We start from the raw sequence: 23,451 nt of genomic DNA on the forward strand, positions 1-23,451 counted from the left end.
AGCACTTCCTATACGAATGCTAAGTTAAGCCCAAACAAAAAAGAGCCGAGGAACGCAGAGGTACTCCTTGGCTTTTTTTCTTTATTCAATGTCCTTTTTAGCATGGAACTATCATCTTTTTTAACAGGAGAAGTGCTTCTTTTGGATATTTTTGAGAAAGTAGTCCAAGTGCGGAAAATAAATAATGTGTATCAATAAAAAAATTAGGTGATCTTGGCTTTAAATGAACCGTATCAGAGATACAAGCGTGCTTTAAAATCTGCTTAGGTTGTGGATGATGGACTAGAACGCCACCAGTTCCGATGACATTTGGGAAATTTCGTAAGTCCTTTCCGATTTGATAGAAAATAGTTCTGTTAGGTGTTTGACTGGCACGCAGAGTACCAACATGTCGATTCACTGAAAGAGCAACAGCATTGGATGCCAATAGTACATCCAGTTGTTGCTCTTGCTTTGTATCAGGAAGATAAGTTGGTTGGACGATTCTTTTTTGAATACTTCTGTATAGTGCTTGTTTATCTCCGCAAAATAATCGTTGGAAGTCTTCAAAGCCAACTGCTTCAATCAGACTTTCTGAAGAATAACGCATACCTAGATCGCCTTCAACAGTTCTTTTTGAGTAAGGTTCTTCTAAACCTTCAAAAAATGTTTGATCATCTGTAATTGCTGGATTTCCCACACTAAATACATCTGTAGTTGCTCCACCAACGTCGACTACTAAAGTGTGGCCAATTCCTTCTATAGTTGGAAGACCGTCAGCTAATAACTGGATAGCCAGTAAAACAGATGTAGGTGTTGGAATAATGGGCAACAGACTTTTTTTTGCAACTAAATCAATACCGTTTGTGTGAATGATTTTTTTTAAGAAAATCTCTCTTGCAATTTTTCTTACAGGCTCTGCCTGTAGTACATTTACTTTAGGCATAACATTTTTTGTGTAGTAAATGGTTAGATGCGTATTAGTTAAAAGCGAACGAATTTCAGAAATTGCTGATTCATTTCCTGCAACTAAAATGGTTCCTGAAGATAAATAGCGATGGAGCATTTTGGCATTATGACAGATGATTTGTTGATTTCCTCCATTTGTTCCTCCTGACAAAAGGATGATGTCCGCATTTAGCTGATTCATCTCTTCTACTTGCTCTTTTGTCAGTCTATAATGATAGGTTTTGACTACTCTTGTTCCAGCGCCAAGTGCTGCACGTTTTGCTGCCTCTGCTGTGAGACTTTCAGTTAAACCAATAGCAATCATCCGAAAACCACCCCACGCAGAGGAGCAAATAAAGACATCATCAAACATTGGCAAACCAAGTTGATGTAACAAACTAGTTTCACCTGTTTGATAACATGTCATAATCCCTTGCTCATGAGAGGTAGGTAGGCTAAGATGAGCAACTACCTGTATGGTTGTTACGTTTATTGCAGTAAACTTTGTATAAGTACTTCCGAAATCCACGAGTAAAATGAACTTATTCATCTTTTGAACCTCCTATTTAGAAAAATATTTAATGAGAAAAAATTAATTTATGTTTTACTTTCCTCATTTTAGAATCAATTAAACGTCAAAAGTATCGGAAATGGTTCTAAAATCTATGTACTGATTAAATTTTATATCGATCTAAAAAAGAAGAAGATTTTCTGTTTGTTTCTTCCTATTTATTTAATTGAGATGATTTTCATTCGGTTTAACAGTTACTTTCTATCCTTACAAAAAAAGACTGTCTATGTTATCAAAATTATCTAGAGAATGAATAGTTTTTCAGTTGGGCGTCAGTTACTTTTTAATCACTAATAATACTCTGAGTGTAAAAAAAAGTAGTCAAAAAAATGTCAAATGATTTGCCTCAAAAAAATAAGTGAATCTTTTGAAACGGAATTAGCTTGGATGAAATGGTCGTTGAATGATGAGAAAAGACTGATATCACGCTATTTATACGTGTTGACCAACCCATATAAGCATGATAAGGTAAATCCGTAAATGAAAGCGTTAACAAAATATGAATCTTGTTAACGTAGCAATCTTGATTTTTTAGAACAAGAACTGTGATGAGAAACTGCGTGTTTTTATTTTGTGCGGGAGTGATGACCTGCGCAAACGGAAGTCTATACTTTGGTAATTAAAAGAAAGTTAAAAGACGAAAGTGAAAAAAGAAAGGATGTTTTAAATGGCAAAATTAATTGAGTGTATCCCAAATTTTAGTGAAGGTCGCGACGAAAAAGTAATTGAAGGCTTAGTGAATACTGCAAAAAGTGTCAACGGTGTTACTCTTTTGGACTATTCATCGGACGCAAGTCATAATCGCAGTGTGTTTACCCTAGTTGGTGATGAAGAAGGGATTCAAGAAGTTGCCTTTCAATTAGTTAAGTATGCGAGTCAAAACATTGACATGACCAAACATCATGGTGAGCATCCTCGTATGGGTGCAACGGATGTTGTTCCTTTTGTCCCAATTAAAGATGTGACAACTGAAGAATGTGTCGAGATTTCAAAAAAAGTAGCTAAAAGAATTAATGATGAGTTGAACATTCCAATCTTCTTGTATGAAGAATCGGCAAGTACACCTACTCGTACAAACTTAGCAAAAGTAAGAAAAGGACAATTCGAAGGAATGGCCGAGAAATTATTAGAAGAAGAGTGGGCACCTGACTTTGGTGAACGAAAACCACATCCAACTGCTGGAGTTACTGCTGTAGGGGCACGCATGCCACTAGTTGCATTTAATGTAAATCTTGATACCGATAACATTGCTATCGCAAATAAAATTGCAAAGATTGTTCGTGGATCTGGCGGGGGATTTAAATATTGTAAGGGAATTGGTGTGATGTTGGAAGACCGAAATATTGCGCAAGTTTCCATGAATATGGTGAATTATGAAGGTACGCCATTATATCGAGCATTTGAAACGATTCGCTTTGAAGCAAAAAGATATGGCGTCAATATTATTGGCAGTGAAGTTATTGGGTTGACTCCTGCAAAAGCACTCATTGATTGCGCAGAATACTATTTGCAAATTGAAGAATTTGATTATAAAAAACAAGTATTGGAAAATCATCTACTAAACTAGGAGGACTGAGCATGAAATTAATTGATCAAAAAGTAAAAGAATTTGTAACGGTCTTAGGGTCTGATGCACCAGCTCCTGGAGGTGGATCAGCATCAGCGCTTGCAGGTGCAATGGGTATTTCACTAACAAAAATGGTGACAGAATTAACCATTGGAAAAAAGAAATATGCAGAATTTGCAGAAGAAATGAGTGCAGCGCAACAAGAAGCGACTCGTTTACAATCTGCGTTCGTACGCGCCATTGATGAAGATACAGAGGCATTTAATAAAGTGTCGGCAGTATTTACGATGCCAAAAGACACAGAAGAAGAAAAAGAACTACGCAAACAAACGATGCAACGTGCTTTAGAAGGTGCAACACAAACGCCTTTCAAAATGATGGAAATTGCGGTGGAAGCATTAAAAGTCACCAGAGAATTGATTGGAAAATCCAATACAAACGCAGCAAGTGACTTAGGTGTAGCAGCATTAAATTTGAAATCTGCATTGCAAGGTGCTTGGTTAAACGTCTTAATCAATCTTTCAGGAGTAAAAGACGAAGCATTTGTTACTCGATACAAAGAAAAAGGAAATGCATTGTTAAGTGAAGGAATGAGTCTGGCAGATGAAATCTATACTGCCATCGAAAAAATTGTCTAGCTAGGAAGGAAGAGAAAAATGACAAACTTATCAGATATCGAAATTGCAAATCAAGTTGAGATGAATCCAATTACGGACATTGCTGAAAAACTTGGAATTCCTAAAGAAAGCCTCGCATTGTATGGCGATTACAAAGCAAAAATCAATGTTAGCAAGCTAGAAAATTTAGACAAAGCGAAACGAGGGAAACTAATTCTTGTAACAGCAATCACACCGACGCCAGCTGGTGAAGGAAAAACAACTACTTCCGTTGGGTTAGTTGATGCTCTAACAAAAATTGGAAAGAAGGCAGCCATTGCGTTACGCGAGCCCTCTTTAGGACCAGTATTTGGTGTGAAAGGTGGAGCAGCAGGGGGAGGCTATGCGCAAGTAGTGCCAATGGAAGACATCAACTTGCATTTTACTGGCGATTTCCATGCAATTGGTGCGGCTAATAATTTACTGGCAGCTTTGCTAGATAACCATATCCATCAAGGTAACACATTAGGGATTGATAGCCGAAGAATTACTTGGAAGCGTGTTGTAGATATGAATGATCGACAACTACGTCATATTGTGAATGGTCTACAGGGAAGAATTAATGGCGTTCCCCGTGAGGATGGCTACGATATTACAGTTGCCTCTGAAATTATGGCGGTTCTATGTTTAGCAAATAACATTACTGATTTAAAAGAAAAACTAAAAAAAATCATTGTTGCATATAGCTTTGAAGGAACTCCTATCACAGCAGGAGATTTAAAAGCAGAAGGGGCAATGACCGCTCTTTTAAAAGAAGCAATCCAACCAAACATTGTACAAACACTTGAACATTCACCTGCATTTATTCATGGGGGACCGTTTGCGAATATTGCCCATGGTTGTAATAGTGTTCTCGCTACAAAGCTTGCATTGCAATATGCCGATTATGCAGTAACAGAGGCTGGATTTGGAGCAGACTTAGGCGCAGAAAAATTTATTGATATCAAGTGTCGGTTAGCCGAATTAAAACCAGACGCAGTTGTCTTAGTTGCGACGATTCGTGCATTAAAAATGCATGGAGGAATGAAAAAAGCTGATTTAGGAACAGAAAGCGTAGAAGCCGTTCTTAAAGGCCTTCCTAATCTGGAAAAACATTTGAGTAATATTCAAGAAGTATATGGTATGCCTGTTGTAGTTGCAATCAATAAATTTCCTACCGATACGGATGCTGAGTTAGCTGCTGTCGAAAAAGCTTGCGAAGAACGAAACGTTGAAGTAACACTATCAGATGTCTGGGCGAAAGGTAGCGAAGGCGGCATTGATCTTGCAAATAAAGTAATAGAACTAGCAGAAAAACCCAATAGTTTTAGTCATGTTTATGATCTATCAGATTCAATAGAAGAAAAATTAACGAAAATCGTTCAACGAGTGTATGGTGGAAAAGGGATAGAACTTGCACCAAGCGCTCGAAAAGAACTTGCGGAATTAGAAAAACTTGGATTTACTGAGTATCCTATTTGTATGGCAAAAACGCAGTATTCTTTCTCAGATGATGCGACTCTGCTGGGAGCACCTAAAGATTTCACGGTAACTATTCGCAATCTAAAAGTGTCTGCTGGCGCAGGATTTATTGTGGCTTTAACAGGTGCGGTAATGACAATGCCAGGTCTACCGAAATCACCAGCAGCAGAACGAATTGACGTAGATGCTGAAGGAAATATCTCTGGACTATTCTAAGATGAATGTAGAACATTTTAGGAGTAGCCAATATCATCAATCAACTTGGAGTGGAGGAAAAACAACCGAGCTTTTCCTCTTTCCCCCGGAGGCAAATTATCAGCGGAGAGTATTTGATTATCGAATTTCTAGCGCCACGATTGAGGAACAGTATTCTATGTTTACTGTATTACCTGGGTACAACCGACTTTTGATGCCACTTGAAGGAAGTGTCACACTGACGAATAGTGAACAAACGGTACGACTAGAAACGTTTGATGTGGGCGAATTTGACGGAGAACTTTCTACAACAAGTGTGGGGAAATGTGTTGACTTTAATTTAATTTATAAAAAATCCATGCAGGGGGAGATGAAGCGTGTTCAAACACATAATTCTCTATATTCAGTAGAAAAAGATTGTTATCTGTATTGTGTCGAACAATGTACAGTAAAAATAAAGCACGCTACTTATTTCTTGAAACAATCTGATAGTCTCGCGCTGACTGGAATAACAGAACGAACTGCGATAGAACTGTTACCAAAGGACGATGTCGTTAAACTAATTTATGTCAGTTGCAATTAGATTTGAATGAAAGCGCTTTAAGAAGAGGAGGGAAACCATGCAAAATGAGGAACAGATTCCGGAAATTTCAGACATTAAAGATCCAGAAGAATTTTCGAAGGGAGAAGAAAATGAAAAGTTCAGCCTGAGCGGTGCGACATTATATGGAATTAACGCGGTCATTGGTTCAGGAATTTTCTTACTTCCAAGGACGATCTATCAAGATTTAGGACCAGCATCACTAGTAGCGATACTTGTTGTCGTATTACTTGTGTTGATGCTTGCCGTTTGTTTTGCGGAAGTAGCAGGGTATTTTAGTAAAAATGGTGGGGCGTTTCAATATACAAAAGCAGCCTTTGGTGATTTTGTTGGATTTAACGTCGGAATTTTGGGCTGGTTTGTAACAATCATTGCCTGGGCTGCGATGGCTGCAGGATTTTCGAAATTATTAATTCAAACATTTCCAACATTAGAGGGACAAAATACCCTGATAAGTGTGCTATTGATTATCTTTTTATCAATAATCAACAGTATGGGGATTAAAACATCAAAGATTTTTACAATCACGATTACTATTGCAAAATTAATTCCAATTATTGCCTTTACTTTGATGAGTATTTTCTTTATAAAAAATGGGATTAATGCTGGAAACTTTACACCTTTTCTACAACTGAATCCTGATATGACCTTGTCTCAGGCGATGGCATCTACTTCACTAACTGTGTTTTACGCATTTATTGGATTTGAAGCTTTGCCAGTAGTTGCAGGGGAAATGCGAAATGCGAAGAAAAATGTACCAAAGGCAATTATCGGATCAATTAGCATTGTATCTATTTTGTATTTTATGATTATTGCTGGAACGATCGCGATGTTAGGCACAGGGATTCTTCAAAGTAATGCTCCAGTGCAGGATGCATTTGTTGAAATGGTAGGTCCGGCAGGAAAATGGATTATTTCAATTGGGGCATTAATTTCTATTGCTGGATTAAACATGGGGGATTCATTGATGATTCCACGTTATGGTGCTTCCATTTCAGACGAAGGATTATTGCCGAAAGTTATTGCAAAGAAAAATGCTAAAGGAGCACCGATTGTCGCCATTATTGTATCCGGGTTAATTACGATTGGCTTTTTATTAAGTGGTTCATTTGAACAATTGGCTGAATTGAGTGTGGTTTTCCGTTTCTTCCAATATATTCCCACAGCTTTGGCGCTGATTTGGCTTAGACGGAAAAAGATGGATACTGTACCAGCCTTTAAGCTACCTCTAGGACCGATTATCCCTGTTATCTCCATTGCGGTGAGTATTTGGATGGTAGCAGCAGCTAATCCATTCAACCTAATTGCTGGGTTAGTCGGAGTGATTGTTGCCAGTCTTCTCTATTTTGTGATCAATAAAGGAAGTAGACCTGGAACAACACCAGAGTAGAAATGTTGAATATAAGCGAATGAAAATTGGAGGATATTAGACATGAAAGCGGATGAAGAAACAATTATTTTAGATGGTAAAAGTTTGACATTGGAAGATGTGGTTGCCGTTGCAAGAAGAAATGTCCAAGTGAGCATCGCAGAAAGCGCAGAAGAAGCGGTCAACCGCTCTCGGAAAATCATTGACGACATCGTAACCGAAAAAAGAGTGGTATATGGGGTAAATACAGGGTTCGGTTCATTATGTAATGTGAGCATTTCCCAAGAAGACACAGCACAGCTACAAGAAAATCTTATTCGGACACACGCTGCTGGTTTTGGGGATCCTTTTGCAGAAGATGTCGTTCGTGCAATCATGCTGATTCGCGTGAATTCACTTGTGAAAGGCTATTCTGGTATTCGATTAAGTACGGTAAAAGCACTGATGACCATGTTAAATAAAGGAGTTCATCCATTTATCCCAGAAAAAGGTTCACTAGGTGCTTCTGGAGATTTGGCGCCATTAGCACACATGGTGATGCCTTTACTCGGTCTTGGAAAAGCTTACTACAAAGGAGAATTATTGCCAGGTAAAGTGGCAATGGAGAAGGCTGGATTAGCCATTATTCAATTGAGTGCAAAAGAAGGTCTTGCATTCATTAATGGAACAACTGTTTTAACGGCTGTGGGTGCGCTAGCAACGTACGATTCAATCGAGTTGTTGAAACTTTCAGATATTGCAGGAGCACTTTCTTTAGAAGTACATGGGGGAATATCTAGCCCGTTTGAAGAAGACCTACACACCATTCGTCCACAAAGCGGACAGTTAGCAACTGCTAGAAACATTCGTCGGTTGATTGAAGGAAGTGGTTATATCACAGAGGCAACCCCTGATCATGTGCAAGATCCGTATACTTTACGCTGTATGCCACAAATCCATGGTGCTAGTAAAGATTCTGTCGCGTACGTGAAAGAGAAAGTTGAAATTGAGATTAACTCAGTGACCGATAATCCAATCATTACACGTGATGGAAAAGTAATTTCTGGTGGGAATTTCCACGGAGAACCAATGGCGCAACCATTTGATTTTCTAGGAATTGCCGTAGCTGAAATAGGGAATGTGTCGGAACGTCGTGTGGAACGATTAGTAAACAAACAACTAAGTAAACTCCCTTCTTTCTTAGTTAAATATCCTGGATTAAATTCCGGATTTATGATTACGCAATACGCTTGTGCTTCCTTAGTTTCTGAAAATAAAATCTTAGCACATCCAGCAAGTGTAGACTCTATCCCATCTTGTGAAAATCAAGAAGACTTTGTTAGTATGGGAACAACTGCTGCACGAACTGCCGCAGAAATCTTACTGAATTCTAGACGTGTGGTAGCAACTGAAATAATGGCGGCCTGTCAGGCAATAGATATCCGCGGTTATCAAGACAAACTAGGAAAAGGAACACAGGCTGCTTATCAAGCATTCCGCCAATTCGTGGCATTTATTGAACATGATAAAGAAATTGAAATGTATGAGGAATTAAACAAGGCAACAGAAGTCATGATTCATGGCGATTTATTATCTGCTGTAGAAAAAGAAGTAGATTTAGCTATTCAATTTAGCTAGTTGATTAACCAGATTGATGAGTGGAACCAGTAGAAAGAAAAGGTTGCTTCAGTCTTCTCTACTGGTTTACACTTTTTGTTTTCCTACAGCAATGCATTCTTGAATGAGGAGGCTGACATATGAAGTACCAAAAGCAAAAGAAAACAGCAGGTATTTGCTAGGTGAATCTGAAAAATGGCCATTTGTTGAAAATAAAGCACGTGAAGTCTTCAATGAGGAAATGAAGGAAGTGTAGCAGCATGTTTCAGGCAAAACAAGAAAAGTTTTGGCAAGATTTGGTAACAAAAGTAACTATCGCGTTAATCTATGCATTCTTATATTCGATAGCCCTTAACTTTTTTTGGCAACCGGGACATATTTATGCAGGCGGATTGACTGGGATTGCGCAAATTCTTTCTACTTTATTTGATCGAACTGGAGGATTTACGTTGTCTATTTCGGTTATCTATTATTTGTTGAATGTTCCGATGTTTATCTTAGCATGGGTTAAGATAAATAAAAAATTTGTCTTTTTTACAGTAATCTCTGTAACTTTTGCTTCTTTTGCTATTTCAATGGTTCCAACGGTTTCGCTAACGAATGACCCCATCATTTGTGCTATTTTTGGTGGAGTTATCAATGGATTTTCTTTAGGTTTAGCATTGAAATATGGAATTGCTACCGGAGGAATGGATGCACTTATTATTACACTTAGACAACATACTGGACGAAGTGTTGGTGCAATCTCAATGGGAATTAACGGGCTAATTATTTTGACTGCAGGTTATCTGTTTGGCTGGCCTTATGCATTTTATAGTTTGCTTGCTATTTTTGTCAGTGGAAAGGTAACTGATTTAGTCTATGTCAAGCATCAAAAAGTTCAAGTTATGGTGATTACGCAACAGCCAAACCACGTCATCCCAGAATTACAAAAGGTTTTGAAGCGGGGAATTACGGTCATTCCCCAAGGATATGGTGCTTATGATTATCGTGCCCAAACAATTTTGATTACAGTCATTACTTTTTATGAGATGGAGCTTTTAGCAAAAATCATGAAAGAAGTTGATCCAAAAGCGTTTGTTAGTGTCTCGCAAGACATTAAAATTCTAAGTCACTTTGAAGAATTAGATATATTATAAATGAATCATTAAAATAGAAAATCAGTTTTTGAAGGTTGAGGAGATAGGTCGATGTTAAATCCAAATGAAATTCTACAACACAGTATTCGGATGGGGAGTCAAAAAATTGAAAAAACTCTTTTAGCAAAGCTAATCTTGGGGTTCATCGGGGGTGCAATGATTTCATTGGGATATCTGGCATATTTTCGTGTATCTGCATCAATTTCTGTTGAGTTCCCAAGCCTTGCAAGTCTGGTGGGAGCAAGTGTGTTTCCAGTTGGACTGATTGTCATCTTATTAGCAGGTGGTGAATTAGTCACAGGAAATATGATGGCAGTTAGCTGTGCATTTTTTGCAAAAAAAGTGACACTAAAGGAATTAATAAGTAATTGGGGAGTCATTACACTTGCGAATATTGTGGGTGCCATTTTTGTCGCCTATTTTTTTGGTCACTTTGTCGGGTTAACTCACACCGGTGTTTTTCAAGAACAAGTAATCAATGTTGCCCAGCATAAAGTAGAGAGTTCATTTTTTCAAGCTTTTGTTTCAGGTATTGGCTGTAACTGGTTTGTGGGTCTTGCTTTATGGTTAGGTTATGGAGCAAAGGATACAGCTGGGAAAATTTTAGGGATCTGGTTTCCGGTGATGGTTTTTGTCGCCATTGGATTTCAACACAGTGTGGCAAATGCGTTTGTCATTCCAGCAGCCATTTTTGAAAGCAGTGGGACTTGGCTGGACTTTATTCAGAACTTTATTCCCGTTTATTTAGGAAATATTGTTGGCGGATCTGCATTTGTTTCCGGATTCTACTATCTAAGTTATACTCATCATTAAATAAAAAATAACAGAGTAGAGGACAAAGCGTTAAGTGTCATAAGAGATGGGATGTTGCTCTATGAACGAAGAATAAGTATTCGCGGTTTTGCCCTCGCATTCGCTGCATGAATTTTTGTGTAGCAGCTCTAGAGGAGATGCTCGTAATGAATAAATTAAATGTACACGCTCTGACAACCATTAGTTTACTAATTGCTCTGATGGTTCTATTGTCTCAAGTATTTGGCTTTGAAACACAGTTAATAAAAATAACCTTTGATTTTATCCCCGAAGTAGTTATGGCGTCTCTGTTTGGTCCTTTTTGGACGGGCGTAGGTGCGTCTGTTGCAGATATCATAGGAAATACTTTGTTAGGGAAAGCGCCATTCTTTATCGGCTTTACACTTAACGCATTTATTGGTGGCTGTGTCTATGGTTTCTTCTTTTATAAAAAAAGTGTCACACTTAAAAATGCCTTTTTTTGTGTGTTGGTGAACACCTTGATTATTAGCCTGTTTTTGACACCATTATGGCTGTCCATAATGTATGATATTCCTTTCACGGATGGAAAACTTTGGGCCGTTCGTTTAATCAAAGCAGTTGTGATGTTGCCAATTCAAACGAGTCTTATCTTCTTCTTTGGTAATGCCATTCCAATAAGAATAATTGGTAAGCGATTCGTTTCGTAAAAAATAGAATGAATGACACTTCGTAAGCGTAGATACCTTAGATGAATGCCTGTCTTTTAAGCCAAATTATTTGGCTGATCTTACCTATCGTATAGGAAGCATGTATCAAAATTCTGGTAGCTACTCTTTTTGTTTTGATTCTTTTGGATTAGAGTGCAGGAGAAGACGTTTGAGAAAAATAAAATTTCTTTTATCGTCAGAAAGGGCATGAAAAAATAGGAACTTACTTCGAGGTCACTCATCGATATAGCTGATTTGGATAGGCGTTGTATCGAGGATGACTAAACTTTCCTATCAATTAGCTATATCGTTTTTATTCATTAGATGAATAGATGGGTGAGGAGATATAGTGATGGAGAATAAAGAAAAATTAATCAATTGGAAAAAAAGTGAAGAGAATCAAAAAAATTCAAGATTGGGATTTTTCTTATCTTGAACGATGAGCGACAATTTTTTTTAAAAATAGAAAAAACTTTCTTCAGAGAAAATGAGCACAAAAAAATAGGACCCGAATAAAAAGATGATTTCAATTTTCTAACAGAAAATTGAAATCATCTTTTTTGAATCAACGAATGCTGTTTTTATCATTTAATTGTTTCTCTATATGAACCGAATCAGTCAGAAATAAGTTTCTTTTGTTTCGACTTCCATTGACTAAAAAACGCGATAGCTTCTTTTTTGTTTTTACTTCTTTGGTTTAGCAGCTTTGTTCGCTTTTTTTGTGTCAGGAGTTTCTGGTTTTAAAAAACGGTTGATCTCTTCGTTAGAAGCTACTTTTTTCTCTGGATCCACTGCGAATGACTCGAAAAGTTTGTCGAGATTATCTGTACGTTCGAATTTTAGTCCCATTTTTATCACCTCATTGATAGTGTACCATGTAATTCTTAAAAATCTACTATATTTTATGAAGTCGAAAAATTTTGGTTTTTGGCGTTTGTTAGTTATAATTAGATTATAAAAAGATTTGAAAGAGGTGAGAAAAATGTTTGGCGAAGAAAAACTATTGATGACTATCCAGATGAACCACCTAGAGGAACGTGACAAAATCCAAGAAATAACTGATTGGGGTATACTTATTCGTTTATTGATCCAGCCGACATTTTTTCGACCTTTTCATGAAGCAACTGAATCCTTTCATTTGAAAAAATTTCAATTGGCATTGGAGTTAGCGGTAGAGAATGAACAAATTTTTTTCGTAGTTGGAAACGAAGAAAATGAATGCAGCTTTCATTATGAAAATCAGCAACTATTAATTAAAAATGTGATTGATAAACAAGTCTTTAATGAAAAAGAAGCATTGATTCATGACTATCTTCGTATGAAAATGGCAACTCATGGTGTATTTGCTTATTTACGTGCCTATAGTGAATTCTTGGCACACAATACAAAAGAAATTGAGCGACGAACATTATTTGAGACACAAGAAGAAATTGGTAGCCTCCCTAAGATGAAAGGGCAGGAAGGAGAAGTGATCGTTGATTGTAATCATTTTGCTGGCTATGATTTATTTTATCGCGGATTGTGCCTGACTTCTTGTTGGGAGATGTATTACAGTGCGGCTTACTTCAAAGTTATTCCAAAACCAATTTTTCTTGATGTTCAGCAAGTGGAAAGTATTACTGAACTAGAGAATCAGGTATTGAAGATCCAGCTTTACAAAAATCCATTTAATTGGCGAAAAAAAGAGAATCTTCGTTTTCAAGCTTATTATCGTGACCAGTTAGGTTTTGATCACTTGGCTTGGGATAACGGTGTTGGCTTACTGAAAGAACCATTTATTGAATATGCATACACTGATCGAGTAATCCAGTCCGTCCAGTATCAAAATCAAAATATGCAACCTGTACCAAAAAAAGCTGCAACTTTCTTTGTCACAAGAAGCTATGATATCGAACAAAATCAGTATCGTGAACGTCGTGTAAAAGGAGCGTTAAATGCGCAAGCTTATTTTCCTTGGGTTGATGAAAACCGTGCGCAAATGATGTGTTACAAAATGATTGATCCAACTGTCGCAATGGACGAAGGAATTCAAGCCTATTGCTATTACATTCGTGAATATTTGGAAGTAGAAGTCCAAGATGAAAAGTATCAAGATTATCAAGTGGTTTTGAGATTATATGTACCTCCTGAAGCTTTAGCGAATTTACCAATTGCTGAAATGAAGCAGCAATTAGCAGATATCCAAATAAGCCGACAGAAAAAGAAAAAAGGAACCATCTTCTTTGATTTGAAAAAAGGGGACAATCATTTAAGGGTCGTTTTCTTAGATTATCGTAAATTAGAAGCATTAACAACTATACAGAGAGCATGAGGTGGAAAAAATGGATAAAAAATTATATTATCGTGTGATGGGTCCGACAGTCGTATTAGCTGCATTGGTTTTATTTATCCCAAATTTCTCAATTCGTTCGTTGGTTGGCTTTTTGATTATGTTTTCTGGCTTGGGTATGTATTACCGATTATCAAGAAAAGTGAAAGTTCAAGCAATTTATACCAAGAAAGACCAATAAAGAATAGTAACGTTAGGAGAGTTATCTGTAGGATGACTCTCTTTTTTTCGGTTTTTTTCAAAAAATGTGCTGATTGAACGTTTTAGAAGTATAGTGATTGTTTTTGGATGTTTTGTGTTGCAAGCAAATAATTATTATGTTAATATTTGTCGTGAGGAGGTTGTGGAAATGCTTACAGAAGAACGCAGACAGAAAATTTTAGACTTGTTAGAGCAACACAAAATTGTTAAATCGCAAGATCTTGTAACCTTGTTAGATGCATCTGAGTCCACTATTCGCCGTGATTTACAAGAGTTGGAGAACGAAGGTTTTTTAGAAAGAATTCATGGTGGTGCAAAAAAAGAGCAGCTTTTAGGATTTGAACAAGCGATGAGTGAAAAAACGCTCAAAAACGTTCAAGAAAAACAACAAATTGCTCGTTTAGCCGCTGATTTGATTGAATCAGATGATGTCATCTATCTGGATGCTGGCTCAACGACGTTGGAAATGATCCCGTTTTTACAAGGAAAAAATGTGACGGTTGTTACCAATTCAGTCAAGCATGCTGCTAACTTAGTTGATTTACAAATACCAACGATTATCCTTGGCGGCCAAGTCAAGCTATCTACTAATGCGGTATTGGGTTCAAGTAGTGTGGAACAGTTGAGTGCATTTCATTTTAACAAGGCGTTTATGGGAATGAACGGCGCGCACTTGGTTCAAGGATTTACAACCCCTGACCCAGAAGAAGCAGCACTTAAGCGAATTGCGATGAGACAATCCGAAGAAGCATTTGTCTTGATTGATCAAACTAAGTTTAACAAGCTATCTTTTACTTCTGTTGCTCCTTTAGCGGCAGCCACAATCGTAACCGAGCGTTGTCCATTAGAATTTGTCGCAGATTATCGTGACCTGACAACAATTAAGGAGGCTATTCAATGATTTACACAGTAACACTTAATCCATCAATTGACTTTATTGTTCGTGTGGATGGATTAAAATTAGGCGACTTGAATCGCATGACAGAAGATTTTAAATTACCAGGTGGCAAAGGAATCAACGTTTCTCGTATCTTGAAACGAATCGATTCAAACTCAACTGCTCTTGGCTTTCTAGGCGGCTTTACCGGAGAATTTATCTCTGATTGGTTGAAGAAAGAACAAATTCATACTTTGTTTACCAAAGTCCATGAAGATACACGTATCAATATCAAATTGAAATCAGATGCTGAAACAGAAATTAACGGCTTAGGTCCAGTTATCTCTAATGAAGAAATCAATGAATTGAAACAAGCATTGAGTACGGTTGAAGCAGGCGATATTGTCGTGTTATCTGGAAGTACACCTGCAAGTCTTAGAAAAGGTTTTTATCAAGAGTTGATTGAAATCATCCGTGACAAAGGTGCTGATTTTGTGATTGATACTACGGGAGAGGATTTAAAAAATGCTCTTTCAAAAGAACCATTATTAATCAAACCAAATAACCATGAGTTAGCAGAGTTGTATCAAACTACTTTTGAATCAGTTGAAGATATCATTCCTTATGGCCGTAAGTTATTGGCAGAAGGTGCGCAAAATGTATTAATCTCAATGGCTGGCGATGGTGCCTTATTATTTACTAAGGAAGGTGCCTACCAATCGAATGTTTTAGTACGCCCTTTGAAAAACTCAGTTGGTGCCGGAGATTCGATGATTGCTGGATTTATTGGCTCATTTAGCAAACATCATGATGCAGTCGAAGCTTTCAAATGGGGCGTTGCTTGCGGAAGTGCAACAGCGTTCTCTGATGACTTAGCTTCTCGTGAAATGATTGATTCACTATTACCTGAAGTTGAAATTACAAAAATCGACTAAATTTTAAGGAGGATAACCATGAATATTAAAGATTTGATGATCAAAGAAGCAATGATCATGGATTTGCAAGCAACTGATAAAGCAGGTGCTATTGATGAAATGGTCCAAAAAATGTATGATGCTGGCCGTATTTCAGATATTGACACATATAAACAAGGGATTTTGGCGCGTGAAGCTCAAACATCAACAGGTCTAGGTGATGGAATTGCAATGCCGCATGCAAAAAATGCGGCAGTTAAAGAAGCAACAGTTTTATTTGCAAAAAGTAAGGCTGGCGTTGACTATGAAGCACTCGATGGTCAACCAACTTATCTATTTTTCATGATTGCTGCTCCAGAAGGCGCAAATGACACTCACTTGCAAGCTTTAGCGGCATTATCACGTTTGTTGATCAATCCGGATTTTGTGGCAAAACTAAAAGAAGTTCAAACACCTGATGAAGTGCAAGAACTTTTCCAAACAGCTGAGGACGAAAAAGAAGCAGAAGAAAAGGCAGAACAAGCTGCCCAACAAATTGAAGCGTTAACTGATTCAGATCGAAAATTTGTCGTAGCTGTGACAGCTTGCCCAACCGGAATCGCGCATACGTACATGGCAGAAGATGCTTTGAAGAAAAAAGCAAAAGAGATGGGCGTAGATATCAAAGTTGAAACAAATGGTTCTGAAGGAATTAAAAATCGTTTGACTGCAGAAGATATTGCACGTGCAGATGGCGTAATCGTTGCAGCAGATAAAAAGGTTGAGATGAATCGCTTTGATGGAAAAAAATTAGTTAACCGTCCAGTAAGTGATGGTATTCGTAAATCAGAGGAATTAATCAATCTTGCTGTTGAAGGGAATGCACCTGTTTTCCATGGCGATAGTAAAAATGATTCATCAGATGAAGGAAATGCTGATGGAACAATCGGTCAACGAATCTATAAAGATTTGATGAACGGTGTTTCGCATATGCTTCCATTTGTAATCGGTGGTGGGATTGCGATTGCACTTTCCTTCATGATTGACCAATTTATGGGTGTACCACAAGATCAATTGGCAAACTTGGGGAATTACAATCAAATGGCAAGCTGGTTCAACCAAATTGGACAAGCGGCATTTGGTTTCATGTTGCCAGTTTTAGCTGGGTTTATTGCATCAAGTATTGGTGACCGCCCTGGATTGGTTGTTGGTTTTGCTGCAGGCGCATTAGCTAATGCTGGTGGAGCTGGTTTCTTAGGTGCATTGATTGGTGGTTTCTTGGCTGGTTATGTCATTGTCTTCTTACGTAAAGTTTTCAAGAACTTACCAAAATCATTGGATGGAATCAAAACGATTTTATTCTACCCAGTCTTTGGACTATTGATTACTGGTTTCTTGATGTTGATGGTCAATGTGCCAATGAAAGCAATCAATGATGGATTGAATGGTTTCTTGACAAGTATGAGTGGTTCAAATGCTGCGTTACTTGGGGCTTTGTTAGCTGGAATGATGGCTGCTGACCTTGGTGGGCCAATCAACAAAGCAGCTTACGTGTTTGGTACAGCAACGCTTGCAACAACTGTCGCAACTGGTGGTAGTGTCGTTATGGCATCTGTTATGGCAGGTGGGATGGTTCCACCATTAGCAATTTTCGTTGCAACTGTGTTATTCAGAAATAAATTTAGTAAAGCAGATCAAGATGCTGGTTTAACAAACATTGTGATGGGGCTATCCTTTGTAACAGAAGGTTCAATTCCGTTTGCTGCTGCTGACCCAGTTCGTGCAATTCCAAGCTTCATCGTAGGTTCTGCTTTAACTGGTGGTTTAGTTGGCGCTTTTGGTATCAAATTATTAGCACCACATGGTGGAATTTTCGTTGTCTTCCTACTTAGTCATCCTGTATTGTACCTAGTCTTTATTGCAATTGGTGCAGTTGTTTCAGGTGTGATTTATGGATTATTAAGAAAAGCACCAGAAGCTGTTGAAGCTTAATTTTAGATAGATAAATAACGAAAACTTCTTGTCACTCTTTCTTGGGGAGGGTGATGAGAGGTTTTTTTGTTTGAAGAAATAACGGAAAGTAGCCGATAAATGTTTGACCTTGTAAAATGCAAATAGTATCATATCATTATAATGATAAAATTTATCATGCAAAATTAACTTTTTGCATATATTAATTAAAATAAAATGGGAGAACTGGATATGGGATGGGGAAAATGGACGGTTTGTTGGCTGATGTTAATTTGTTTGTATACAATGCCGATAAAAGAAATAACTGCAGATGAACTGGAAAAAACCACAGATGCAGATGAGCAGGTGGTATCTTTGACGGAAAGTAGTTCAGAGGTACCGCTTTTGAATGTAGCGGAGCAAAGTCATTCTTCATCTGAATTAAAAAATGATGAAATTATAAATGCAGAAACGTCAGATGAAACAGTTGATAAGGTAGAAAGTAGTGCAGAGAAAACTATTTCGTCTAGTGAAACAAAAAATCAGTTGATTCCTTTTGCGTTAATAGGCGAAGGAACGGTGACGAATCCTTACACTGCTGGGACTGTGGGTGAGTTGAAAGACGTACTGACAGCAATCAAAAATGATGTTGGTACAGGAACCTACTATCTTAATTTAACGGAAAATATTGTTTATTCAGGTGCAGATGTATTTGAGATTTACAAAAGTGTTGAAATTAATGGTCAAGGAAACTATATGCTATATGAAAACAGCTCGAGTACCACTGAAGCGAATGTGGGCTATCGAATAAAAGTTTCAGGTTTACAAGTCAAAATAAAAAATCTGAATTTTGGGAGCTCGACTTTGACGGATGATAAAGGAAACGTATATGGCAATCAAAGCTATTATGGAATTATTGGTGCAGGAGGTTCGTCTGCGATTCAATTTGATGCAACATTAGAAAACGTGAATTACTATGGAAAAACTGGTGCGCAACCTCTGCTGACGTGGAACACAGAATCTACTTTCACGATGATGGGGGAGAATCATTTTAAGAGTGAGGTTGGTAGCAATAGTCAAGAGTTTATGGAAGGGTACAACCTGTTCTTTCCCAAAGGATCAAAGACAACAATTGACCATCAGACAAGTGCAAACTCGAGTTTGCTTTATGGTTATGGTACAGGAGGTTCTGGCGATAGAAAGATGCGAGTAACCCTTGAAGAAGATGCTGAAGTGGACTTTACTTCAAGTAAAACGTATTTCACATATGGTTCCAATGGATTGATTCTAACTATTGGCAAAGGAGCAGAGTTTTTCTATACACAAACGGATAATAAGGCACTCACTTTCACAAATACTAGCTCTGCAAGCGCAGAAATCAACGCACAAAAAGATTCGCAAATGACTGTACTGAGTGGTGGAAGAATCACTTCATCTGGAGCGATTACGATGAATGTCAATGAACCGAATTGGCTACGATTTAAGAATACTGCCACGACGGGATTATTCAATAAAAATGTGACGTTTAATCGTTTAGATGGAAATGTTGGTGAAATTGGAGGCTATCAGTTCAATTATTTAAGTGCATCTCAGGAGTTATTGAAAAAAGAAGTAGCAGGAGCATCCACTTTAACATTAGCAGATAATTATTTTGAAAATCCGTCACTAAAACAAGCGATTTACCAGAAAAAAATCAAAATAATAGATTGGGAAAGTTTTTCAGATGTAGATGTTGGGAGAAGTAACTTAATAACAACGATTAAGGATTACGATCCTTCTGAACGAACGTTAACCAACAACACATTTAAATTAAGCAAAGAACGCCTATGGACGGGTGATGAAATCAAGAATGAAACGGCGCAACAAGAAATTGAAGACGCGACAGATGAAACGCAAGGTATGGTAACAAGTGAAACTTCAGCAAGTTCAACGTGGCATGTGGAAGAGTTAATATCAGGTTCTTATTATGTCTATGTAAAGATTTCTGGAACAATCAATGAAGACCCAGAACTCCAAATTTTTGCTAGCGAAAGTTTATGGGTAGAAAAAGAGGTGGAGATTGCAAAAAGTCCGCTGAGTGTCGAGGTTCCTTTGGAGTTGCTTTTTCAAGTGAGAGAAGTGGGTGCGTTTGACACCAAGGAATCCGCTCAACCAATTTTAAGTGAGAGCAACTATCCCATTGATTTTACTATTGATTCTGTTCAAGATCTTTCTGTAGAGTCACCAATTACGTTAGTTGATCAAGTAACAGCAGGAGAAAGCAACCAATTACGACTTCAGTTGGCAGCTACCAATGACACTATATTAGGACCATTAATAGTAGGAGAAAATACTGTCGATTCCTTAACGATAGCACCATTTTTAACTGAGCCACTTGGTATCTATTTAAAAGGAGAGTATTCAGGCCCGATTTTTAAAAAATATGATACAAACTATACATTTACTTATAGTTTGACACCTCAAGGAGAGTCAAAATGATCGAAAAGACCGAAACGAATAAAAGGAAAAGACGAATGATTATCTTGATTGTCTTGGGAGTGCTACTCGCAAGCTGGTTCATTTATCGTCAATATTTCCAAGTGAAACCAGAAACGACAACGGTTGTCAGCGGTGAGTTTTTACCTGCAGAAAAAGACGCACAAAAAATATCTGACAAAGAGCTAAAAAAACTTGCGCAAAAAGCCGTAGATAGAAGTAAATTTAATTTGATGATTTCGCCAGAAGCGAAAATTGACGAACAAACATTACAAGGAAAATTGATGATTAAAAATTCCATCCAAAACAATTATCCAATCAATGTTGAGATTCGAGAAAAGCATACGAATAAACTTGTTTATACTTCCGGGGCAATTCAACCTGGGTATGAAATAAAAGATGTCACCTTAGAGCAGACATTAACAAAGGGGGAGTATCCGTCAGTTGCATTATTCAGTTTGTATGATCCAGAGACAAACGAAAAAAAGGGGCAAGTTGCCGCTGGAATTACATTAACAGTTGAATGATTGAAAAGGAGAAAGAAGAAAATGAAAAAAAGATTAGCTAGTTTGTTTATTGTAGGAAGTTTCGTAGGGGGATTGGTTCCCATTGCAGTTCAAGCACAAGATGTGATTGGTGACGGTAGTGCAGAAATCAAAGTGAATGGATCGATTGGATTGGATAATACGGATCCAACAGAAACAATTGATGAAGAGAGTGAAGATTGGATCAATGTAACTTTAGATACCGCGACGATTTTCTATAACATCAGTGGTCGTACCAATATTGAATCGCCAACATATACAATCAAAAATAATTCGGGTCGTCCCGTAGATGTGACGATTACAAAATTTGAAAAAACCAACAGTGAGTCGATCTCAGAGATTTCAAGTTTGAAATTCGTATCGCCTGAAGCAAGTGATACAGCATTAATTTCAAGTGGATCAGTCACAGATTTTGAGACAACGCCAGCTCGATTATTTACATTAGCAAACAATGAAGGAAAACTAACTTCAGCTGGTGAAAGTACTTCAGCGTCTGAAACAACATTTGGTTACCAAGGAGTCTTATCTTCAAGCACAGCTGCCAAAAGTGCACCAACATTTGATTTAACTTTACAATTAGATGCTGTTTCTTGGACTGCACCGTAAAGAATTTTTCAACTTCGCTTTGGTGTTGAAAGGGATCGCAGGTGATAACTTATGGATACGACACTAAAAATCAAAGGATCAATTGGTATGGATTCTGAAAGTTTGCCGGCTGAACAGGAAGAAGGTAACGAAAAAAACATTGAGACTGTATTACAAACAGAAACGAGAACGATTGAAGACTTCCCCAAAACAAGTGACTCGTCAAACGTTTTTTTCAGTGTACTTGGCATGCTTTTGGTTTTTATAGTAATTGGTCTCAACTATGGGTATAAAAAAAAGAGTGAGTATGAATGAAAATTCATAGCCACTCTTTTTTTGCTGAAATGCTAGCTAGACTTTAGTTGGATTTCTTTTTTGATTGATGCCATATTTGATTCATCTGTCAAAATGACCAGAATATCTCCAACTTTCATTACTGTGTCACCATGAGTGATCAATTCTTTTTTTCCTCGATAAATTGAAATAAGCAACATATTTTTGGGCCAATTAAAATCGCGAACCATCATGCCATCTAGTTGACTTTCAGCTGTAACAGGGAAATCAAAAGTGGTTTTCTTTCCAGATGATTGCTTTGGCTGATTGTCAACTAGTCGTTCAAGCAAAGATTCATAAATCGGATGTCCACCCAATAAATCATTTACGATATAGGCAACCAAAGAGGCAACGCCAAGTGGCATCAAATGATTGAGTGAGCCAACCATTTCTGTCACGAGGATTATTGCAGTCAGAGGTGCCTTTCCAATGGCTGTAAAGTAACCCGCCATAGCAATCACAACGAAATCTTTAACAAAAACAGGATCCATTCCAAAATAAAGAACAAGCAACTTTCCGTAAAGACTGCCAATTAGGGCGCCCAATGTCAAAATGGGTAAGAAAATTCCTCCTGGTAAACTACCACCATACGAAACCATGGAGAAAACAAAGCGAATGATTAATAGTAAAATAATTCCTTGAAGTGGCGGCGTTAGTTGTCCTAACTGCACGACGATTTGATTACCACCACCCAAAATTGTTGGCCATAAATAACCGATTGGTAAGACCAAAAGAAAAGGAATGAGTCCGTGATAATACTCAGGCAAGGGGACTCTTTTGTAAAATCGCGGCAAAGCGAGCAATGTTTTTTGATAAATAAAACCAAGAAGGCCTAAAATAATTCCTAAAATGATCAAAGCACCATAATAATGAAAAGGTAAAGAAGGCAACGCCCCCAAATAAAGTACAGGTTTCAGTCCAAAAAAATAAAGTGAAACAGCGTTTGCGACAATTGCTGAAGTAAAAGAAGTGAGCCAAACTAATGGTGAAAATGAATGGTGAACTTCTTCAATGACAAATAACAATCCAGCAACGGGTGCATTAAATGCTGCGGCTAAGCCAGCGCTAGCGCCGCTTGAAATCAAAATTTTTTCTTCAGAGCTAGAAGAATGAAAAAGTTGGCTCGTACCTTGTCCGACTGCTGCCCCTAATTGAATGGAAGGACCTTCACGCCCTAAGAATAGACCGGAACCGACGGAAAAGATTCCGCCAACCATTTTTTTCCACAAAACAGAAAGCCAATTATAAGTTAGTTCACCTTGCAATTGACCTTCCACTTGGGGAATTCCGCTTCCTTTGATCGCAGGCTCATGCTTGATCAATTGACCAACTAAAAAAGCAGCAACCAGTGAAAAAAGAAACAAGCCAATGAGAATGCTTGGTGTTTGCTGGCTTTGCTGATAAAAAAATTGAATCTTCTTGCTTAATGTTTCAATCCCTAATCGAAAAAAACTGACCACGAGTCCAGCAAATAAACCCACAAGCATTCCTTTTAAAATAAAAAGAATTCGAGTGTCATCGAATGTTATTCGTTTAAATCGTTTTTCCATCGTAAAATTATCCCTCACTTTCTTTTAGTTTAGCATGAAATCTTTGTTCTGACGAGAGACGAAAAAATTGTTTCAGAAATTCGGATGATTTTCAGCTAGCTGGTTTAATGAAGAGTGGTAAAATGCTATAATTGATGAGATTGATAAAAG

The 23,451-nt window shown here is 37.6% G+C and carries 21 protein-coding genes and 1 riboswitch; of the genes, 18 read left to right on the forward strand and 3 right to left on the reverse strand.

The window, feature by feature from the left end; genetic code table 11:
* Positions 1–97: 97 nt before the first annotated feature.
* Positions 98–1,477 (reverse strand): methylaspartate mutase accessory protein GlmL, encoded by a 1,380-nt coding sequence (gene glmL / locus IGJ93_RS05420; protein ID WP_393968620.1) that lies wholly within the window; start codon positions 1,475–1,477, stop codon positions 98–100.
* A 688-nt stretch (positions 1,478–2,165) separates the two neighbouring features.
* Here glmL and ftcD point away from each other — a divergent pair.
* The 9 genes from ftcD (at position 2,166) to IGJ93_RS05465 (ending at position 11,563) form a co-directional block, all read left to right on the forward strand.
* Positions 2,166–3,065 carry a glutamate formimidoyltransferase gene (gene ftcD, locus IGJ93_RS05425; RefSeq protein WP_067484339.1) on the forward strand — a complete coding sequence of 300 codons (900 nt, stop codon included), beginning with the start codon at positions 2,166–2,168 and terminating at the stop codon, positions 3,063–3,065.
* An 11-nt stretch (positions 3,066–3,076) separates the two neighbouring features.
* Entirely contained in the window at positions 3,077–3,703 is a 627-nt protein-coding gene (locus tag IGJ93_RS05430; protein WP_067484342.1) for a cyclodeaminase/cyclohydrolase family protein, read from the forward strand.
* Positions 3,704–3,721: 18 nt separating this feature from the next.
* Positions 3,722–5,398, forward strand: coding sequence for a formate--tetrahydrofolate ligase (locus IGJ93_RS05435; RefSeq protein WP_075491026.1), 1,677 nt, complete (start codon positions 3,722–3,724; stop codon positions 5,396–5,398).
* 1 nt (position 5,399) lies between these two features.
* Positions 5,400–5,960, forward strand: a complete 561-nt coding sequence (locus tag IGJ93_RS05440; protein ID WP_071868487.1) for a HutD family protein — start codon at positions 5,400–5,402, stop codon at positions 5,958–5,960.
* A 37-nt stretch (positions 5,961–5,997) separates the two neighbouring features.
* Complete coding sequence (locus IGJ93_RS05445) at positions 5,998–7,368, forward strand: APC family permease (protein WP_067484349.1); 1,371 nt, start codon at positions 5,998–6,000, stop codon at positions 7,366–7,368.
* A 42-nt stretch (positions 7,369–7,410) separates the two neighbouring features.
* Positions 7,411–8,964 carry a histidine ammonia-lyase gene (gene hutH, locus IGJ93_RS05450; protein WP_071868486.1) on the forward strand — a complete coding sequence of 518 codons (1,554 nt, stop codon included), beginning with the start codon at positions 7,411–7,413 and terminating at the stop codon, positions 8,962–8,964.
* A 239-nt stretch (positions 8,965–9,203) separates the two neighbouring features.
* Positions 9,204–10,082: a YitT family protein gene (locus tag IGJ93_RS05455; protein WP_067484353.1), complete on the forward strand. Its 879-nt coding sequence runs from the start codon at positions 9,204–9,206 to the stop codon at positions 10,080–10,082.
* A 51-nt stretch (positions 10,083–10,133) separates the two neighbouring features.
* Complete coding sequence (locus IGJ93_RS05460) at positions 10,134–10,895, forward strand: formate/nitrite transporter family protein (protein WP_270345654.1); 762 nt, start codon at positions 10,134–10,136, stop codon at positions 10,893–10,895.
* Between the two features lie 9 nt (positions 10,896–10,904).
* Positions 10,905–11,003: riboswitch (THF riboswitch) on the forward strand.
* A gap of 29 nt (positions 11,004–11,032) precedes the next feature.
* A complete protein-coding gene (locus tag IGJ93_RS05465) occupies positions 11,033–11,563 on the forward strand; it encodes a folate family ECF transporter S component (RefSeq protein WP_067484358.1) in 531 nt (176 codons plus the stop codon).
* Positions 11,564–12,247: 684 nt separating this feature from the next.
* On the opposite strand, the gene IGJ93_RS05470 is transcribed toward IGJ93_RS05465, so the two are convergent.
* The gene (locus IGJ93_RS05470) at positions 12,248–12,412 is read right to left on the reverse strand and encodes an SPJ_0845 family protein (protein WP_086271020.1); all 165 of its coding nucleotides are present in this window, start codon (positions 12,410–12,412) and stop codon (positions 12,248–12,250) included.
* 133 nt (positions 12,413–12,545) lie between these two features.
* Here IGJ93_RS05470 and IGJ93_RS05475 point away from each other — a divergent pair, with 133 nt between their 5' ends.
* From IGJ93_RS05475 to IGJ93_RS05515, 9 genes are all read left to right on the forward strand, one after another.
* Entirely contained in the window at positions 12,546–13,874 is a 1,329-nt protein-coding gene (locus tag IGJ93_RS05475; RefSeq protein ID WP_270660324.1) for a hypothetical protein, read from the forward strand.
* A 10-nt stretch (positions 13,875–13,884) separates the two neighbouring features.
* Positions 13,885–14,073, forward strand: coding sequence for a hypothetical protein (locus IGJ93_RS05480; RefSeq protein WP_067484364.1), 189 nt, complete (start codon positions 13,885–13,887; stop codon positions 14,071–14,073).
* Positions 14,074–14,241: 168 nt separating this feature from the next.
* Positions 14,242–14,994, forward strand: coding sequence for a DeoR/GlpR family DNA-binding transcription regulator (locus IGJ93_RS05485; RefSeq protein WP_071868483.1), 753 nt, complete (start codon positions 14,242–14,244; stop codon positions 14,992–14,994).
* Positions 14,991–15,905, forward strand: coding sequence for a 1-phosphofructokinase (pfkB, locus tag IGJ93_RS05490; protein ID WP_071868482.1), 915 nt, complete (start codon positions 14,991–14,993; stop codon positions 15,903–15,905). The genes IGJ93_RS05485 and pfkB overlap by 4 nt, the downstream gene beginning before the upstream one ends.
* Positions 15,906–15,923: 18 nt before the next feature.
* Positions 15,924–17,855 (forward strand): PTS fructose transporter subunit IIABC, encoded by a 1,932-nt coding sequence (locus tag IGJ93_RS05495; protein WP_067484370.1) that lies wholly within the window; start codon positions 15,924–15,926, stop codon positions 17,853–17,855.
* 210 nt (positions 17,856–18,065) lie between these two features.
* Positions 18,066–20,291, forward strand: a complete 2,226-nt coding sequence (locus IGJ93_RS05500; protein ID WP_430597023.1) for a hypothetical protein — start codon at positions 18,066–18,068, stop codon at positions 20,289–20,291.
* On the forward strand, positions 20,288–20,815 hold the full coding sequence (locus IGJ93_RS05505; RefSeq protein WP_244897512.1) for a hypothetical protein: 528 nt from the start codon (positions 20,288–20,290) through the stop codon (positions 20,813–20,815). The genes IGJ93_RS05500 and IGJ93_RS05505 overlap by 4 nt, the downstream gene beginning before the upstream one ends.
* Positions 20,816–20,836: 21 nt before the next feature.
* Complete coding sequence (locus tag IGJ93_RS05510) at positions 20,837–21,439, forward strand: hypothetical protein (protein WP_067484376.1); 603 nt, start codon at positions 20,837–20,839, stop codon at positions 21,437–21,439.
* 51 nt (positions 21,440–21,490) lie between these two features.
* Entirely contained in the window at positions 21,491–21,733 is a 243-nt protein-coding gene (locus IGJ93_RS05515; protein WP_075491038.1) for an LPXTG cell wall anchor domain-containing protein, read from the forward strand.
* Between the two features lie 32 nt (positions 21,734–21,765).
* Here the strand turns inward: IGJ93_RS05515 and IGJ93_RS05520 are convergent, their stop codons facing one another.
* Positions 21,766–23,301 (reverse strand): ClC family H(+)/Cl(-) exchange transporter, encoded by a 1,536-nt coding sequence (locus IGJ93_RS05520; protein WP_285700836.1) that lies wholly within the window; start codon positions 23,299–23,301, stop codon positions 21,766–21,768.
* Between the last annotated feature and the right edge of the window lie 150 nt (positions 23,302–23,451).

It is taken from the genome of Enterococcus sp. DIV0174, assembly GCF_050529065.1.
Taxonomy (GTDB): Bacteria; Bacillota; Bacilli; order Lactobacillales; family Enterococcaceae; genus Enterococcus_B; species Enterococcus_B thailandicus.